The following is a 17,535-nucleotide window of genomic DNA, read 5'->3' as shown; positions in this document are numbered from 1 at the left end:
AAGGTCGCTCACAATGGAAACCGCTTTGGAGGGTCAAAGTGCCTGGTGAGACGAAAGAGCCGAAAAATCCCAAAAAAGGGTGGCTGACAGCAGATACCGCAAGGCAAATTCTTGCACCGATCGTCAAGCCTGCCCCGCAGTTGAACAAGCGTCCCTTAGGAACACCTCGGATTGCGCCGCAATGAAAGCCGGTCGAGAGCGTGGACGTCTAACTTATGTACCGCTGTTCGCAGCTTTGGGCTTCGGTCTGATTGCCCCGGCATTCGGGGCGGACTCTTCCACAGGCTGCCAGACACTGGTGCAAGCAGGGGCAACCGGCCTTGCTGCAGACCTGAAAGCAGACGATGCAACAATCCATCAGCCCAAATCCGTAACGAAGTTCACCTGCCTTGGGAACTTCTTCAACGGCGTTGGGCTGGATGTTGTGACGAACAGATTGAACGTCGCATCTCTTGCTGAGGCGGCAATGGGCAAGATCTGCTCGCAGCTTTCATCAGAATGGGACAGCCTCCAGAGTTCCGCCCATTGCGGTCTTTCTGTGACGGGGCTGGATACGAACTTCAATCTTGGTCTTGGGGCCGGGAGCTTTTGCCCGAACCTGAATTTTGGCGGCGGCGGCGACAGCCTGATCAATGCCGGGACCAATACGACCGGTGACCAGAGCTGGGACGTCACCGGGCAGAGCCAGCTTCCGTCTGGATACAGTTTTGAAGCGATTGGTTCGAGCACTGGCATTTCCCAGGTGACCCAATGACGCGCCTCCTTGAAAGAGCCGGACGCTTGGGGGGTGTGAGCCTTCTTGTTTTCACGCTCGCCACCGTTGCTGCCCCGAAACCGGCTTACGCCTTTTTTGATTCAGCTGCGATCGTGGGCGCAATCAGCACGCTCCAGGGCGCGATGAACAGCGTCATAACAACGGCCCAGAAAGTCCTGAACAGCACGCTCGGCCTCATTAACGGCAGTCTCGGAGACGGCTTTACGCAGCTAAGCAACTACATGAAGGCGCAGGTTGGCGCGCAGGAACAGATAGCTGACGCCAACAACATGGTTCAGGCCGAACTTGCCCGAGACGTTCGGGCAGCTCAGCAACGCGATAACCATGAGACCAACAGACAGGATTGCCTCAATCTGGAGGGAGGGCAGGCTGCCGTTGTCGCAGCGCGAAATGGTGCGGCCGTCGCGACGGCTCTTGATAGCGGCAAGGACAAGCGGACACAGGCCGGTAAAGGAACGCCGTCCTGGGAAGGTGCAGGGCAGGGCGCACAGGCCAATAATAACCGCCATTTCACGCTTTACTGCTCGGATGCAGAAGCGGACGCGGGTGTTTGTTCGCTCGCATCCGCAGACCAGCAGAATGCAGATCAGGACGCCACCAGCCTGTTAACGCCCCCGGCTTATCAGGATCAGGCCTCGATCGACCGCGCCAATGATTATGTTACGACACTGATCCAGCCGGTTGCGCCTGCCGCGCTGCGGGGGAGCGCCCTGACCTCTGTGGATGGGCAGTCCGCCCTTCCGGGTCGCCGTGCCTATAATGCTGCCATTTCGCTCGCCCATCACGTCGGAGACGACATTATCGGGTGGCACGCGAACACCGTGACGCTGAGTGCTGCCCAAAAGGCAGAGGCAGTCCGTGAGGGCTATACTAACACTTCAGTCGGCTCTGAGAGCGAAGCCACGGAACTGGAAATCAACCGGAAATACAGTGGCACTGACTGGCAGGCCGATCTGCAGGCGATGCCCTCCGACAAGTCGGTCCTGGTCCAGATCGCTCTACTGGATGCACAGCGTAACTGGATTGCCTGGCAGCAGTTCAAACTGGACCAGACCCGGGCGCTGATGGAAGCGAACAGGCTCGCGACCTCCGCTGAGCAAAGGCTTCGGGCGGTTTCGCCTCTGCCAGTTCCCACCACAACACTCCCCTGAATGTCTCGAATAGGAATGACCATGTCGGGTACTCTTACTCAGCAAGGGCCGTTAGGCTACGTCCTGAACGCCCTTGATACTCATCAGTCCACCATCCCCGCAGCTGAGCGCGGGCTTGCGAAAGATCTGTCTGACCTGACCGTACGACTGCAGGAAAACCCTGCATTGGAAAGCGATCCAAAGTTCACGGTTCAGGTGGCCTGGCTTGTCCAGGACTGGAAGGCTCTGAGCGGAACCGGTGCAGAGCCGCAGATCCCGCCCATTCTCGCGGCTGGCTTGAAGGCCCATGGCACAGATTTGCCGGGGCTGGAGAACGAAGAAATCAAAGCGCTTTTGGCGCAGGCAGGCTCGCTTGAGGATCGAAATCTCGTTCGCGATATTCGCAAAGCGGCGCTGGACCTATCCGAGATGTCTCCTGAGGAACAGGCTTCGGTCGCTGCAGCACGTCTGGCTGCTGTCCTGGACTATCGCATCACCATGGCACTGTCCGGCACTCCTGCCCGCGCGCAACAGAGCGAACCAGAGTTGTCACCTCGACCAGATGTACAGCCGCCCGAACCAGCAGGGACATTGACGCCGGAGAGCGCGCCTGAGGTGGCAGTTTCTCCTGAAGTACAGGAACAGGCTTCTGCTGACATGTCCCAACCAACCGAGACGGAGCCTGAGCCTCCTGCCGCTAAAAGTGGACACCCCTCCCACGATCCTCAGCAGGCGCCTCGGACACAACACGAAATCCTTGAGCCTGGCCTTCACTCGAATGATCCATTTGAGGAGGAGGGATATCTACAGTCTCTTGAAGAAGAAGCCGGTCCTTTTCGGGACGATGATGAGTTCCACGGGACTCATTCCCGGTCCGAGCAGCCGGAAGCAGTGGAAGACCCAGTGTCGCAAAATCCTGCCGAAAAAGATCGCGCAGTTCATCGTGACGATCAGAGTGTGGCCGACCGGTCGGAAAGAGAAAAGCCTGAGGCAGCCCTAAGACCAACCCCAGGCACCAGAACATCCAAGCTCGATGCTGATCATGCGACCGCGGAAAACAAGCCAAAGCCGGAGAGCAAGCCCAATGAGGCTGAGGCGAAAGCTGCGCCAACTTCAGCTTCAACGGCAAACAGGCAGGGGCTTGCGGACTTCCTGCACGGGATGATCGGCAAAAGCGACGAGCGCCAGATCCTGGACCGGACCCGAAGGGTCAAGGCGGCGGCACGTGAGGTCGAGGAAGATCTTGGCACGCTCAAGCGCGTGGGCCATGAATTTTTTGAAGCCTTCAGTAAAGCCGCATCAGAGCCCGGACAGTCAGAGCGTTCTGTCATTGCGGGCATGACCGGCGATGGGAGCCACAAGGCGCTTCGCGCACAGCTCACCGCTTCCCTGGAGAAGACGCCCGGCTTTGCAGAGTCCTGGGAGAAACTGCGCAGATCTTCTCAGCGATTGGGCAAGGAAGTCGAGGTTCTGGGTGACGACGCGTCCAGGCGGGACGCTTTGAGTGATCCCACTGTACAAAGCACAGAAGAAACCGCCGCCAGTGTCGCCAAGAAGCTGGAATCTCTTCCGGGCCAGGAGCCGGGCAAGGACTTTTTGAAGGAAGTGGGTGCGGCTCTGCAGCGTCTGGTGGACCGTTTCCATGATTTTTTTACCAAAGATCGAAAACAAGGCCAGGAACAAAGTCGCGATAACAGCCCGAGCCCCGAGGTCTAAAAACAATGCACCAGTTCATGCGGCTCCTTAGAGCGTCACGGCCCTTCCGAGCGGTCACCATGACAGTCGTTGCCCTCGGGGTAACTATGGGATCCGCCTATGCCGGAACCACGGCAGACAGCGTGAGCTGGAGCAACCTGAGTGCGGGCGATGACTGGTCCGCCCGCGTGCTCGACAGTCTCTTTCCGATGTCCGGGGGTACAGAGACAGCCACAGGCACAATGCTGCAGTATATTTCGGCTTATGCGATGCTGATTGCAGCGTTCTGGATCAGCTATGCTTCCATCCTGCAGGTTCATAAGACAGCTGAAAGCGGGAAGATTTTCTCTGCAAGTTTCTCCGGGTGGGTACCGCTGCGGGTTGTTGTGGCACTCGGGCTGATGGTGCCAATCCCTGCAAATGGAGGCTTCTCGGTCGGCCAGGCGCTCGTCGTGCAGGGTGCGAAAACGGCAATCGGGATGGCTCGCAACCTGACGGATGTTGTGGCCAAATCCATCGGCCCGGATGCTTTGCCCCTTGCCGAGCCGATTATCCCGGGGACCCGACCGGTCGTTATGGCGGTGATGGAAAGCGAACTGTGCCGCGCTCTGGTCAATAAGGCCTCAAACAATCCTGACCTCATGCCCGAACCCAAGATTTCCAATCCCGGGAACGGCTCGCCCGTGACCGTCGATTACAGCCTTGCGATCGGCGAAGCGACGGCTGCGGTAACGTGCGGCAGTATCTCGGTCATGATCCCACAGCAGCTCGAACAGCAGATGCTCGGTTCAAATCTCGATTTGTCGGATGTCGCAACTAAGCAGGTCCAGGCGCTGCAGAACCTGATCAGCGCGGTGCGCACGCCCATGTCCTCTCTCGCAGATACGATATGGCAGACCCGGGATGTCACTGCCCTGCGCTCTATGGATGGCGTACTGACTGCGCAAAATACGTCCTATTCGAGTGCGCTGAGTGAAGCGGCCACTGCCATGATCAGCAAGATCCGCGCGCAGTATTCTTCGGATGGCAACGGCTCTAATGATGCCGGATACGTGGCTATGAAAAACCTCGGATGGAGCGGCCTGGGAGCTTACTACCTTGAGATCTCCCGCCTTAATGCAGAAGTGCTGTCCATGTCCTCCATTGTCCCCTCGGTCACACAGCCAAGCTGGCAGGGATTGGGGTCCTTTCTTTCCAAAGATCTTGCGGGTCCAATCACGGCAATCGAACAGTATCAGGCTGCCGAGGAGCAGAAGCTCTCCACGTCAGATAGTCCCAGTGCGCCGAACGGGGCGACAAGGCTCTTCAGTAGTGCGGCTTTGCCCAGCTCCGGGCAATCCGCTCTGGACCGTGTACTTCAGGCGCTCGGCATCACGAACGGGGTGATGACGCTGATCGTCAATCATCTCCTGTCGCCTACATCCGGGAGCGACTGGACCGACCCGCTGGGGGCAATGATCGGGCTTGGCCATCTTCTGATACATACGGCGCTGGCGATAATTGGTGGTGCGGCGGTTCTCAGCAGCAAGACAGGAGCGGGGCTCGCAACAGCGGCCAATCTTGCCACAGGGGATGTCCCGGCTGCCATCGCCTCCGCGGGCAGCTTCGCACTAAGCGGTCTGATCAAGGCAATCCTGACGCCTGTCTTTGCGGCCGCTTTCTTCCTCCTTGCGCCCGGTATTACGCTTGCTTACGTCCTCCCGATGACCCCGTTCGCCTATTGGATGGCAGGTGTCGCGGGCTGGTACATTGTTGTGGTTGAAGCCGTGGTGGGCGTTCCGCTGTGGATGCTGGCCCATCTGGTGTTTCAGGGAGAGGGCCTCCATGGCCGCGGGAACCGCGGATATGAAGTGTTATTCACGATCGTCTTTCGGCCGGTGATGATGATTGCGGGTCTCGTGCTCAGTTACACGATTTTTGCCTCAATCTCCTGGCTGGTCATGAAGGCTTTTTCAATCGCAACGGGCTTTGTTTTCGAGCGCGGCTGGCTTCTGGATAATTTTATCGGTCTGATCGTCCTGCTCTGCATGTTCGTCACAATGGAGATGAGCATCGCCGTTATGTGCTTCAGGCTGATTTCGACCCTGCCCCACCACATTCCTGCGATGGCGGGCATGACAAGTATTGGTCGTGTGGACAGTGACGACTTCAATGACAAGTCAACCGGCCGGGGTATCGCCGCTCCTACCGATAAAGTGGCAAATATTGCCCAACAGACCGTGTCGGATGTGAGTGCGATCGGCAATGCCCAGAATACCGTCGACAAGGGCACGGCTGAGCCAGTAGACTCTACTACCAGAGCTCTCATGCAGATCTCTGGCCGCGCCGAGGATTAAGGAGAACGGATAATGGCTGACATTCTGGAATTCGGTCAGCTCTGCCGCATCACGCAGGCTACCGAAAGAATGGCACAAGCTGCCGGTAAGTCTGTTCCTCTGGCCGCCTATAATCAGGTCGTAGATCTTCATAACGACCTTGTTAGAAGATACGATGCGCTTGCCGAAGAACTCAGGGTGGCCAATCGTGGCCTTGATGTGATGGAGAAAAATCGGGATGAGTGGCGGGCGTGGGGCGAAGACACCCGAGAGCTCTGGCGAGGTCGTGCCGAGAAGGCGGAAGCACAGGTTGCGTCACTCAAAGCCGAGCTAAAGGCAAAGGGTAACAGGTCTTGACGGTCATTACGTTGAGACAAGGTGTTGCGGGCCTGTCTTTACTGATCAACCTGTCAGCCTGCGCTCACGGCAACATTCGTTCGCTCTCGTCTTACAATGTGCCACCACCCCCCAAGGTGAAGCAGGCGCTTTACGATCCGTACGCGCCTTACGGGTCTGCGCCTGTCATCTGGCGTCCTGCACTGGCCACACGGGCAGGAACCATTGTCAAACCCAACGACCCGGTCGATCAGGGCGATCGACCCGATTACGAAAAAGCTGCCTGGTCGATTGACCGCAAAGCCGCTCAGTCCGGGACGTTCTGAGACGTCCCACGGAATGGCCTCACCGGGGCCAAAGCAGCCGCCCGTCCGAAAGATATTCCGAGAGTTTTCCAGCGCGCCCTGTCCGGGCCTGCCAGTTTGAGAAGCCCTGAGTAATAAACTGGCTTCCCAGAACAACCGCGCATGCGAGCGCTTCCACACAGGACGCGCTGAAAGCGGCCCCACCGCTCCACATGATGAGCACCACCCACCAAAGGCTCGCCAGCAGGCAGAGCGTTCCATACAGGCGCCCCAGGGTCCGGGTTCGCTTCTGAATGGCCACCATTTGCAGCGACCGGACAGGCTGGTCCTCGAACGCCGTCTGGTCCACGGGGTGGATCACGGGAACGTCCTGAAGGATCCGAAGACCTTGCTGCGCTGTGCGCAGACCCGGCCTGAGTGCAAAGACAAACGGAAAGACGAGCCATAACGCGGCGCGTCCGGTCCGCTGTTTTACTGTCGGACGACCGCTCACGCGTGAAGGCTCGCGAGAAACGCATCGAGATCGTCTGGCAGTCCTGCCTCAACATGCGGGGTGCCGGTGCGATCCTTCCACACGAAGGTTGGCGTTCCTCTCAGACCGATCGCATGAGCGGCAGAGAGATTTAGCATCAGGCTGGCGCCCGCCGTGTCGGATGTTGTGTGGCCTGGAACAGCATGGCCAAGGTCATCGATCTGGTTCCAGAGTGCCGCCATGTCATGCTGCTTTGCAGAGAGCATCTGCTGCGCAGCCGGCGTACTGGCGCCGCTGTTCTCATGATCGTTGATCGAGACCGGAACGATCGCAAGTTGTAATCGACCGGAGGCAACCGCAGGTTTCAGAGCTGCATAGGCTCGGGTCGAGAACGGGCAGAGCGGATCGATAAACATATAGACGCGGGGCGCCGTGTCCTGTCCTTCAAGCCCGAAGGCAACGGCTTTCACACGCTCAACAGGATCTGTCATCAGGGGGGCAGTTGCTGTCGATGCAGTGCCCGGCCTTGAGCCCTGACCGGAGGCAGAGGGGTTCCATTGCACGGTCGGGATCGCACCCGGGATTGATGAGACCTGATCGCGCGTGACGTTATGACCGGTCGCGTCCCACATGACCCCTCCGATTTCGGCCAGATGATCGGGCGTCAGGTAAAAGACACGGAACTGCGTGCCGCTGCGGGCGAAGATGGCCTCAAGGCCGTGTTCCGATTTCAGCCGATAGAGCTGTGCGCCCTGGCTCGCAAGGCGGGTCAAGGCAGGTGAGGCGGCGATATCAGCAGCCGGAAGCGTGGGTCCCATCTCCGGTATAACAGGCGCGGGCTGCGAAGGGGGGGCGCCACCGGGTGCATGAACTGGCGCGGCGGCAGGGCAGGTCGAGGCCCCCAGGGCAACAGCCGGGACCCCGAGTATCAGCATCGGAATGAAAGAGCGCATGGGTTTGATCCTCCTGCGGACATCATGACGGGCGCCCATGTGAGTGCGATCCAGGGGCGTCAATTGGGGTCATGTTCGCACTCACATTCGTATCGGAGAGACTATGGAGAGGTACTTTCACAAGGATTCTGCACCATGCGCTTTCGCTTCTGGCTTACCGTCTGTGTTTCGCTGGCTGCTCCTCTGGTCTCGCAGGCCCCAGCGCAGCACCTGACGCCGGAGCAGCTGGACAGGCTGTCGCAGGAGCGCCAGTTGGAACTCGGTTCTCGCAACTGGGGTCCACCCCCGACAGTCACGCAGGCCCCGCAGACGCTGCATGCCACGCCGGTTCCCGTGACCTGCCGTAGTCCCGCTCATGACTTCGAGCCGCTTTTTGCGGAGCCGCGTCGTGGTGCTGCCCGTGTCGGAAGCGCTGCTCCGCAGATCGCTGTCACGGACACTGTCTTTCAGGGCTGGCGGCAGGTTCTGCGATCGGGGACGACATTTGCGTGGATCCCGGAGGCCGACGTTGTGGCCTATCGCCCGCTCGTGGACGGAGCGTCCCGGGCGTGTGTTGTCTCTGGTGAGAACGCGGCCGGGATGGTCCTGTTTACGCATCCTGCAAAGTGAGAGCCTTCCCGGTTCTGACGCTGCTGACCCTCAGCATGAGCACTCCTGCCACGGCTGCGTTCGGGGCAGTGCCTGAGCAGATCGTGCCGACCAACCCGGAGCCCGGATCGCCCGTCTTTACGCGGCCATCGAGCGCGACGACAACTGGCGGGACCACCGCCACATCCTCGTATCAGGGCGCCTGGGGCACGGCGGATGCCTATGGGACGCTGATGGCCCAGACCTATGGGGCTGACGCGGTGGCTGCGGCGCAGGCGGCAGGGATCAATCCGGACACGCTGGCGGCGTTCGGGCAGATTGAAAGCCATTTCCAGAACGTCGGGAATACGTCTTCAAGTGCTCAGGGGGTCTGGCAGGTCACGGACGGCACCTGGAACCAGTATGCCTCAGAACTCGGTCTGAGTGCCGCGGACCGCTCCGATCCCGTTGCTCAGGCCAAGGTGGCGAGCGCCATCATCAGCGATTACGCGTCCGCCGTGAGTCGCTCGATAGGCGCACCCGCCACCGGGACGCAGGTGTATGGCGCCTACATGTTCGGCACCAAGGCCGGCGCGGCCATTGCAACCGAATCAAATGCGAGTACGCCGCTCAGCCAGTATGTCTCCGCCAAAACGCTCGCGGCCAACAATATGAGCGGCTGGACGGTGGGTCAGTACCAGCAGACGGTGGCCAGCCGCATGGGCAGCGGGGCTTCGGAGGCCGTCACAAGTTGAAAAGAGCGCGCCAAAATGGACACACTAAACGCCCGTTTTTACACAGTTTTTTCGCTGTCAGCGCGCTTTCGAGGTTGTTACAGCGCCCGAACGGAGGCACGATGCCCGGATGTCTGGAGACGTCCCTGTGGGCGGCGCCAGCGAGTCGATCCAGAGGACCCCCGATGACGTAGCGCCCACATACCAAAAACCCCGCCTCATCCGATCGCCAAATCGGAAGAGCCAGGGCTCCGGCAAAACAGTTGCTAGGTGATGAATTGGTAAATTCATCTAGCGTCAGCTCTTTTCGAAACGCAAGCACTAAATTGCGAACGGGAGCGTTTTGTCTGGTGTCCGGCCGTGAGGTGGTCCTTTCACTTTAAACAGACCGGACCGACCAATGAAGCATTCTGCACAGACGCAGAGGGCGCAGGCCCCGTGCACGCGGCGCGGCCGACGCCGGATCAGTGAGGCCATGCTGGCCGCACGCGACGAACTAACCACCCCCGTCCCGGCCGAACCCGGAAAGCGGGATATGCTAAACATGCTGAAATCCCTGCGGGGTGCGCTGCCCGTCAGCCGGGGAGCAGCCTCGACGCTGATCATCATGGTGGAGAAGACCTCTCCGGACGCCTGGACGACGCTTGAGACGCCCTTCATCTACGCGCACAACACGACGCTCATGTCCTGGACAGGTCTGTCGCGGAGCACATTGCAGAGGCACATCCGGGAGCTCGCAGAAGCGCGGTTTCTGGTGCCGCAGGATGGCCGTAACGGACAGCGTGGTCGACGGTGGCAGGCAGAAGAGGGCCAGACACAGGTTGGCTTTAATCTGGCTTCCCTGCGTTACCGATGGCCTGACCTTCTGGAATTGAGCACGGAGCAACGGCGATTGCGCAAGCGCGTCGCGTTTTTGCGTGAAAGCATTGCGCGCGTGAATGATCTGGTCCGAGCACAGTCTGAAGATTGTGGCTTTCAGCAGATCATGGAGCAGGCGGCAGGGATCATGCGTTCGCGTCTCAGAACGGACCAGGTCGGGCCACTGGAGCAATTGTATGGAGAGATGCTGGCCCTTTCTACGGCTCTCGCCGAACCATGTGCCAAGCCTGAAACTGACCGAAATGAAGAGCCTGTGGAAAACCTAGATTTTCCAACGCCGTATCCAGTAGAAATGAGGCCCATGGGTACTCAAAATGGGGCCCACTATACAGATACTAAAAACATTCAATCTTCTAAAAAAGTAGACCACGTAGCCGCCGATAGCGGCATTCGCATTGAAGAAATGCGGCGTGAAGGGCAAAGCTCCAGGTCCGACCGTTCGTGCGTGTATGACCGGACGGCGCTGCGCGGATTCAAGGGGACAGCGACGTTCTATCTCGAGATCTGCAGCAGTCTGCGGGATCTCTGTTCTTCGGGTCGGCCGAGTGCCGAGCAGCTGATCGATGCGGCCGAGTATCTGTCGGGGCAGGTGGGTGTGTCCTGTCATGCCTGGTCGCAGGCTTGCGTCGTCCTCGGAAGATTGCAGGCGGCTGTCGCCGTGATCGTCATGGCGTCCCGACTGGAGCGGGGCGCGGTCATCCGGTTCCGGGACGCCTATTTCCGGTCCCTAATCGAACGCGGGGCACGAAACACCCTGTTCCTTGATCGCAGCCTGTATGCATTGCGGGATCATCGCACCCGGGAAGTGGGGATGCTCGCCGAGGCCGGTGGCTCGCTCGCGACCGTAGGTGTGCAAAGCTCCAAAACCCGGCCGGCGTGGATCTGACATGGGGTTTGTTGCAAAGCCTACTCTTCTGCGAATTCTTGATCGTCTCGGCGCACTGGCCACCCTGCTTCTGCCGCTGTTTCTGGTGCATTGGCGTGGTATCGCCGAGGGGTGTCTGGATGGACTGGCGGTCGGATTTCTGCTTCGGAGCGCCCTGACCCGTGATTGGTCCTGGTGTCGGCAGGGCTTCGTCTGGCCGGCCCTTGTCTGGTGGGGGTGGCTGCTTCTCTGCTCCCTGCCACGGCAGCTGCCAGTTCCGGCCGAGGCGACGGCCAGCCTCACTCAGGCGCTGCTGGCCATCCGGTTTCCGCTGGCGGCGTTCGCTCTGGCGTTTTGGACGTTGCAGAAATCTTGGACCCGGACGCGGTGTCGCCGTCTGATCGTGGCCTGCGTGCTGTATCTGGGTGGGCAGATGCTGCTTCAGGCGGTGACGGGTCATAACCTGTTTGGAAATCCGCGTTTCGGTGATGGGACACTCACTGGCCCCTATGACAAGCCGCGTGTGTCTGCGCCTTTTGCACTGCTGGGTCTTCCGGCCGCTCTGTTTGTTGGGGCGCTGTTGGGGGAACGGGTGAAACGGTCCTGGCAGAAAGCACTCGTGACGGGGGCGACCCTGCTGCCGGTTCTCGGTTTGCTTGTTCTGGCTGGCCAGCGGATGTCTCTGGCGACATTTCTTCTCGGCACCGGCGTCTGTGCCCTGGTGCTCCCGTCACTTCGACGTCCTTCGCTCGCACTTCTGGTCGTCAGTCCGGCTCTCATTGGAATGCTGGCGTTCGCGTCCCCCGAGGCTTTCGGGCATCTGGTGACAAAGACCCAGACGCAGCTCGCCCACTTCGCCAGTTCCCCGTATGGGCAGATCTACAACCGGGCGGCCGTGATGATCGAAGCACACCCGGCTATGGGACTGGGGGATGATGCGTTCCGGCATTATTGCCGATCTGAAGAGTTTCTCAGGCCCGGTCCGAGCCATCTGCAACCGGACGGAGGCGGGGTGTCTGTGTGTGTTCAGCACACTCATAATCATGTGCTCGAAGCCGCCACAAACAGCGGATTTCCGGGAGCCGCTCTGTTTGTTGTGATGATCGGAAGCTGGTGGCTTGCTCTGGGACGAACCGCCAGGAGGCAGGTCGCTCTTTGTGCAGCGCACATTGGCTGGCGCGTCGGTCTCTTCGGGGCCGCTGTCCTGCATGAGTGGCCTCTGTCGTCGCAGAGCGCTTTCCTGAACATGTCGCTTGGCGGGATTGCTTTTCTGCTTCTGGGGGCAGGGCTGGCGGAAGCCGTCAGGGATCTGAAGGCGGATCGCCCTGACGACGGAGAGACTGCTCGCGGCGCTTTAACTCTTTCTCAACCGCCTCACGGATAAACTCCGCCATACCGCCTTGTCCGACAAGACGAACAATCCTCTCTCGCGCGGAGGAATTCAGGCGCACGGATGTGAGTTTGATATCGAGTGGTGGTCTTCCCATGGACCCTCGCTACACGGGAGCAGGCGTCAGTGTCAATTTGATAATAACCGAAATCGCTTATTGACGTATAAGAGCAATCGGTTATTACGTTTCATAACGCAACATACTGTGTCCCTGTCGGTCAGGCAGGGACCGTGATCGACAGGTCCGTCATGACACTGAAAGCCATTTCAAAAACACTTTTCTCCAGCTCTGCCCTCCTGCTTCTGGTGGCTTGCAGTAGCGGTATGCCCGCGCCTGAGCCCGTATTGCTCAGTCAGTTCAACCAGAACACGGACCGTTTCGGCGTTGTCAGCACGGTCGGTAAGGCGGAGGGCACGATCCAGAAGAACGGTCGCTCCTGCGATATCTACAAGATTTACACCACCGGCCTGACCGCAGGCGGCCGCGCGGCGATGAAGGCGGGTGAAGTTGTCACCAGCGTTGCAACACTTGGTCTGGCTCAGGTGATCTGGGCACCGGTGAAGGCTGGAACCCGTCCGCAGCTCCATACGGTTCTGTTCTGCTTTGGCAGTAACGACAAGCTTGTCGACATCTATGACAAAGATCCCACGGATTCCACCGGACCCGATCATCTGATCATTAATCGCACGGCTTACAGCACGCCGGTTATCGCGGCACCGGCCGCACCGTCTCTACAGGCAGAGGTGACAGCACAGCCCGGTCAGCCTGTGAGTGCCGCACCGGTGGCTGTTGCACCTGCGCCTGTGGAAACTACTGCGCCCGCTCCGGGCGCGCCGACAACGACGGCCGATGGTGCACCAATCATCTACGAAAAGGCCGTTGCGCCGAAGGCGGCGGAAGCAGCCGGTGCGATCAGCCTGGATAATATGGCGCAGGAAGCAACAACCGGCTTGCAGCAGGTTCAGACAGGCAAGGCCAAGGTTCAGGCGGGCGCAACGGCAGACGATCTAAACTCGATCAGTTCGCAGAAGGCTGTGGCCGCCAATAAGGCGGCGTTGTCCGGCAAAGCGAAGTAGGTATTTTCAGACCCGGCTGAGCTACGGTGATGAAAAGTATGTTGGGAAAGGAATGTTTCCCAACACAAAGTCTAACTGATGTCGTGCAGCGAACAGGGAATGCAGCCGTGAATAATACGGAGACAGAGGCGCAGCGTGCGTTGGAGATCACTGTATATGGTGTGGTGCTCCACGTTCTTCTTGATAACGTGGATGCCGTCATGGATGCTGAGCCTGACGACGATATGCCAGAGAATCTGTTAGCTCTGCTGTCTCTTCGGAACCAGCCATTCATGATTCATGCGGTGCTGGACAATTATATCCTGAGCAAGCTCGGGAAAGAGTTTGGCGCGCCCGTCAGCGCGAACGAGGTGCTCTCGATCGCAGAAGAAAATGATCCATATTTTGGCACATTACTTGCTACCGCTGCCGGTTCAGACATCATCACGCATCCAGATCCGTCCGCCACACCCTACGCGAACGCTCGCGTATCAGTCGTAACGCTTAAAGCATCGCAAGATCGGCACGAATGATACGCGGAACAGAATGAGGGATTATAACTGGGGGAACCCGGGCTAATAATCTAATCATTCAAGGATGACGGCCATGACTGGCAACCATTCGACGGAAAGGACCAAATTATGAATGTAGAGCTGATCCCTAACGATTGGATACACAGATGGTTTAACCTGCTTGACGGCGGCCTTGGTTATTTCTGGTGTGGTTGTTTAGCGCTAGTCGCCATTTGGCTTGGCTTCGTTTGGTGCTGGCCGAACATTCAAAAGCTCAAGCGTGAAAAGGATCACTGACAAACGGACGACCAGTTCGATGTCGGAGAACAATCTGGTTGAGTTTCGATGTGAAAGTAAAGCCTATGGATTTATGGACAGCCGTTTCACGGTCGCTCGCGTCCTGATGGACAGCCCTGCAGGCTGACCACAGGGCGCCGCTCTGCCCACAACGCCACAGGATCAACATCAACAGGCATCTATTTATTTCTGAAATAAAATCGGCCGCACCGATTACCCTTCCTATCGAAAATCGCGTGCTTTGAGCAGTTCAGATCCCAGAAGCAACGGCGTTCGGTCTTCCAGGCTGAGCACAACGACATGGATCACATCGCCTTCCTTCTGAAGCCGCCCTTTACAGGCCAGAAGACGGGACGCGAGAAGAGGACGGCGGTATTTCTCCTGCACGTCCTTCCAGACAATCAGATTGGCTGTGCCGGTTTCGTCCTCGATGGTCACGAACGTGGTGCCGTTCGCTGTTCCTGGCCGCTGCCGCATCAGGACAAGACCTGTAAGCTGGATCCGACGCCCATCCCGCAGATACGGCAGATCCCCGCAACGAACGATCCCTTCTTTTCGCAGTCCCTCCCTTAGAAACGCGACGGGATGACCGTTCAGACTGAGTCCTGTCGCCCGATAGTCCTCATGCACCGACGCCCGTTCTGACATCTGCGGCAGGACAATCTCCGGCTCGATCACCTCCGGCAGCGGAAAGTTCCGCCCGCGATCCGCCGCTTCGAACAACGGCAGGGCCGTGTCCGCGAGCCCCTTGATTGACCAGAGCGCAGCACGGCGCATCTGTCCAAACACCCGGAAGGCGTCTGCTTCTGCCAGACATTCCAGGGCCGAGACCGGCACATCGGCACGGCGCCACACATCGTCAACACTCTCGTAATCCGGCATCCGAGACGCGATCAGGGCGGCACCATGGCCGTTCGCCAACCCGCGCACCATCCTGAACCCCAGTCGAACAGCCGCGTACCGTCCATTCCGGCCGCGCTCCAGGATGCAATCCCATCGTGAGGCATTGATACAGATAGGACGGACCTCGACGCCATGGCGTTGCGCGTCCTGAACAATCTGCGAAGGCGCATAAAACCCCATAGGCTGGCTGTTTAGCAAGGCAGCACAGAACACATCCGGATAATGGCATTTCATCCAGGCCGACGCATAGGCGATCAAGGCGAACGAGGCGGCGTGGCTTTCGGGGAAGCCATAGCTTCCAAAGCCTTCGAGCTGGCTGAACGTCTGTTCGGCAAAGTCCTGCTCGTAGCCGTTGGCCAGCATCCCGTTCACCAGCTTGTCCCGAAACGGCGACACGCCCCCTGTCATCTTGAACGTGGCCATGGCGCGACGGAGCTGATCCGCCTCGCCTGGCGTGAAGCCCGCGCAGTGGATCGCGACCTGCATGGCCTGTTCCTGAAAGAGCGGCACGCCCAGTGTTTTGCCAAGGATCCCGCGTAGGGTCTCGGACGGATAGGTGACAGGCTCCAGTTTCTCTCTCCTGCGGAGATAGGGATGAACCATATCTCCCTGGATTGGCCCGGGCCGGACAATCGCGACCTGTATCACCAGATCATAGAAAGTCCTGGGCTTCATGCGCGGCAGCATCGACATCTGCGCCCGGCTTTCAATCTGGAATGTCCCGAGCGTGTCGGCTTTCTGGATCATGCGATAGGTCTGCGGATCCTCGGCCGGGATCGAAGCCAAGTCCATGCGGGTCTGATACACGGTGTGCAGCAGCTCGAACCCGCGACGCAGACAGCCGAGCATTCCCAGACCCAGAACGTCCACCTTCATGAAGCGCAGCACGTCAATATCGTCTTTGTCCCAGACAATAATCTGACGTCCGTCCATGGCGGTCGGCAGCAGGGGAACAAGTTCGTCCAGCCGATCCTCGGTCAGCACAAATCCGCCCGGATGCGTTCCAAGCTGGCGCGGGAAGCCGAGAAGCTGACGGGCGAGATGAAACGTCAGGCTGAGGCGTCTGTCTTTCAGGTTCAGGCCAAGGTCGGCAGCGCGCGTCTTGCACAGGTCCGGATCCGGCAGGGATGAGGCAATATGTTTGGAAAGCTGGCCGGTCAGATCCTCTGGCAGCCCGAGCACCTTGCCGACCTCGCGCAACGCGCCTTTGGGCTGATAACGCTGCACGGTCGCACACAGGGCCGCGCGATGGCGACCATAGTGACGATAGATCCACTGGATCACTTCCTCTCGGCGGTCGCTTTCGAAATCCACGTCGATGTCGGGCGGTTCCTGCCGTTCGGCCGAGATGAAGCGCTCGAACAGAAGACCCGAGCGGACCGGGTCAATACTGGTGATTCCCAGGACGTAGCAGACGGCCGAGTTCGCGGCCGATCCCCGCCCCTGACAGACTATCCCAAGCGAGCGGGCATGACGGACAATGGTGTTCACTGTCAGGAAATACGGCGCGTAGGCGAGAGAGCCGATCAGCCTCAGTTCGTGGGCGATCTGCGTCTCGACCTCAGGCGGCGCCCCGGCCGGGTAGCGACGCGGCAGTGCGGTCTGGACCAGACGTGTCAGGGTCTCCTGCGCGCTTTCGCCTGTGCGCTCGGTTTCGGTCGGATACTGATAGGTGAGATCATCGAGACTGAAGGCGCAGGCCTCGGCAATCCGCCGCGTGTTGGCCAGAGCGTCCGGAAAGGCGGCGAAGAGGCGGGCCTGCTCTTCCGGGGCTTTCAGATAGCGATCGGCATGAACGTGCCGGCGGTTGCCGAGAGCATCGACAGTGCAGCCTTCCCGGATCGCCGTGACCACGTCCTGAAGAACGTGCCGGCGCGCATCGTGGTAGAGAACATCTCCTGTCGTCACGCAGGCCAGACCTTGTGCCGCACTGAACGCCGCGAGTGCGTGAAGCCGCGCCAGATCTCCCGGCTGCCGGAGCAGCGTCAGCGCGAGAAACCGGATCTCTTCTTCGTCTTCCCTGTGTCCGGGCAGATCCAGCAGGCTCTGAACGTGCCCGGGAAGCGCAGCCAGATCCTCGGGCGGTAACAGGATCAGGAGGAGGTCTGGTGCCGCTGCTACGAGATCCTCCCAGCCCAGAAGAAACACGTCCCGCTCGCCTCGGTGATGACCAAGCGTCAGGAGCTGGCACAGACCCGCCCAACCCGCGCGATTGCGGGGATAGGCCAGGAGCGCGCTGCCATCGCGCAAAGCGAGGCGGCATCCGGGCAGGAGGCGCAGACCGGCCTCGCGCGCCGCCAGATGGGCGCGGATCACCCCGGCTACAGTGTTCCAGTCGGTCAGACCGATGG

The 17,535-nt window shown here is 59.5% G+C and carries 15 protein-coding genes; 12 read left to right on the top strand and 3 right to left on the bottom strand.

The window, feature by feature from the left end:
* Window positions 1-181: 181 nt before the first annotated feature.
* Genes GKO01_RS10785 through GKO01_RS10760 form a run of 6 tightly spaced genes read left to right on the top strand, consistent with a single transcriptional unit; the run spans window position 182 to window position 6,577 of the window.
* Window positions 182-754, top strand: a complete 573-nt coding sequence (locus GKO01_RS10785; protein WP_244901425.1) for a hypothetical protein — start codon at window positions 182-184, stop codon at window positions 752-754.
* Window positions 751-1,926 (top strand): hypothetical protein, encoded by a 1,176-nt coding sequence (locus GKO01_RS10780; RefSeq protein WP_062454362.1) that lies wholly within the window; start codon window positions 751-753, stop codon window positions 1,924-1,926. Before GKO01_RS10785 ends, GKO01_RS10780 begins: the two co-directional genes overlap by 4 nt.
* A gap of 21 nt (window positions 1,927-1,947) precedes the next feature.
* Window positions 1,948-3,621: a hypothetical protein gene (locus GKO01_RS10775; RefSeq protein ID WP_062454366.1), complete on the top strand. Its 1,674-nt coding sequence runs from the start codon at window positions 1,948-1,950 to the stop codon at window positions 3,619-3,621.
* 59 nt (window positions 3,622-3,680) lie between these two features.
* The gene (locus GKO01_RS10770; protein ID WP_244901424.1) at window positions 3,681-5,936 is read left to right on the top strand and encodes a DotA/TraY family protein; all 2,256 of its coding nucleotides are present in this window, start codon (window positions 3,681-3,683) and stop codon (window positions 5,934-5,936) included.
* A gap of 12 nt (window positions 5,937-5,948) precedes the next feature.
* Entirely contained in the window at window positions 5,949-6,272 is a 324-nt protein-coding gene (locus tag GKO01_RS10765) for a hypothetical protein (RefSeq protein WP_062454586.1), read from the top strand.
* Window positions 6,269-6,577 (top strand): hypothetical protein, encoded by a 309-nt coding sequence (locus tag GKO01_RS10760; protein ID WP_062454584.1) that lies wholly within the window; start codon window positions 6,269-6,271, stop codon window positions 6,575-6,577. Before GKO01_RS10765 ends, GKO01_RS10760 begins: the two co-directional genes overlap by 4 nt.
* Window positions 6,578-6,596: 19 nt before the next feature.
* Here GKO01_RS10760 and GKO01_RS10755 read toward each other — a convergent pair whose 3' ends face one another.
* Together GKO01_RS10755 and GKO01_RS10750 are read right to left on the bottom strand one after the other, a co-directional pair.
* Window positions 6,597-7,049: a hypothetical protein gene (locus GKO01_RS10755; protein WP_062454582.1), complete on the bottom strand. Its 453-nt coding sequence runs from the start codon at window positions 7,047-7,049 to the stop codon at window positions 6,597-6,599.
* Window positions 7,046-7,981 carry a thioredoxin domain-containing protein gene (locus tag GKO01_RS10750; RefSeq protein WP_099287107.1) on the bottom strand — a complete coding sequence of 312 codons (936 nt, stop codon included), beginning with the start codon at window positions 7,979-7,981 and terminating at the stop codon, window positions 7,046-7,048. The genes GKO01_RS10755 and GKO01_RS10750 overlap by 4 nt, the downstream gene beginning before the upstream one ends.
* A gap of 135 nt (window positions 7,982-8,116) precedes the next feature.
* Between GKO01_RS10750 and GKO01_RS10745 the strand changes: the two genes are divergently transcribed.
* From GKO01_RS10745 to GKO01_RS10715, 6 genes are all read left to right on the top strand, one after another.
* A complete protein-coding gene (locus tag GKO01_RS10745) occupies window positions 8,117-8,590 on the top strand; it encodes a hypothetical protein (protein ID WP_099287106.1) in 474 nt (157 codons plus the stop codon).
* Between the two features lie 35 nt (window positions 8,591-8,625).
* Window positions 8,626-9,303 (top strand): transglycosylase SLT domain-containing protein, encoded by a 678-nt coding sequence (locus GKO01_RS10740; protein WP_244901423.1) that lies wholly within the window; start codon window positions 8,626-8,628, stop codon window positions 9,301-9,303.
* Between the two features lie 379 nt (window positions 9,304-9,682).
* The gene (gene repC / locus GKO01_RS10735; protein ID WP_062454576.1) at window positions 9,683-11,047 is read left to right on the top strand and encodes a replication initiation protein RepC; all 1,365 of its coding nucleotides are present in this window, start codon (window positions 9,683-9,685) and stop codon (window positions 11,045-11,047) included.
* 1 nt (window position 11,048) lies between these two features.
* Entirely contained in the window at window positions 11,049-12,410 is a 1,362-nt protein-coding gene (locus GKO01_RS16295) for an O-antigen ligase family protein (RefSeq protein WP_244901422.1), read from the top strand.
* A 237-nt stretch (window positions 12,411-12,647) separates the two neighbouring features.
* A complete protein-coding gene (locus tag GKO01_RS10720; protein ID WP_244901421.1) occupies window positions 12,648-13,493 on the top strand; it encodes a hypothetical protein in 846 nt (281 codons plus the stop codon).
* A 29-nt stretch (window positions 13,494-13,522) separates the two neighbouring features.
* Window positions 13,523-14,005, top strand: coding sequence for a hypothetical protein (locus GKO01_RS10715; protein ID WP_244901420.1), 483 nt, complete (start codon window positions 13,523-13,525; stop codon window positions 14,003-14,005).
* A gap of 498 nt (window positions 14,006-14,503) precedes the next feature.
* Here the strand turns inward: GKO01_RS10715 and GKO01_RS10710 are convergent.
* A partial coding sequence (locus GKO01_RS10710; RefSeq protein ID WP_099287105.1) for an error-prone DNA polymerase occupies window positions 14,504-17,535 on the bottom strand: 3,032 nt, incomplete at its 5' end.

This window comes from Gluconobacter kondonii (assembly GCF_002723995.1).
GTDB lineage: Bacteria > Pseudomonadota > Alphaproteobacteria > Acetobacterales > Acetobacteraceae > Gluconobacter > Gluconobacter kondonii.
This window is presented reverse-complemented; position numbering and strand designations above follow the sequence as displayed.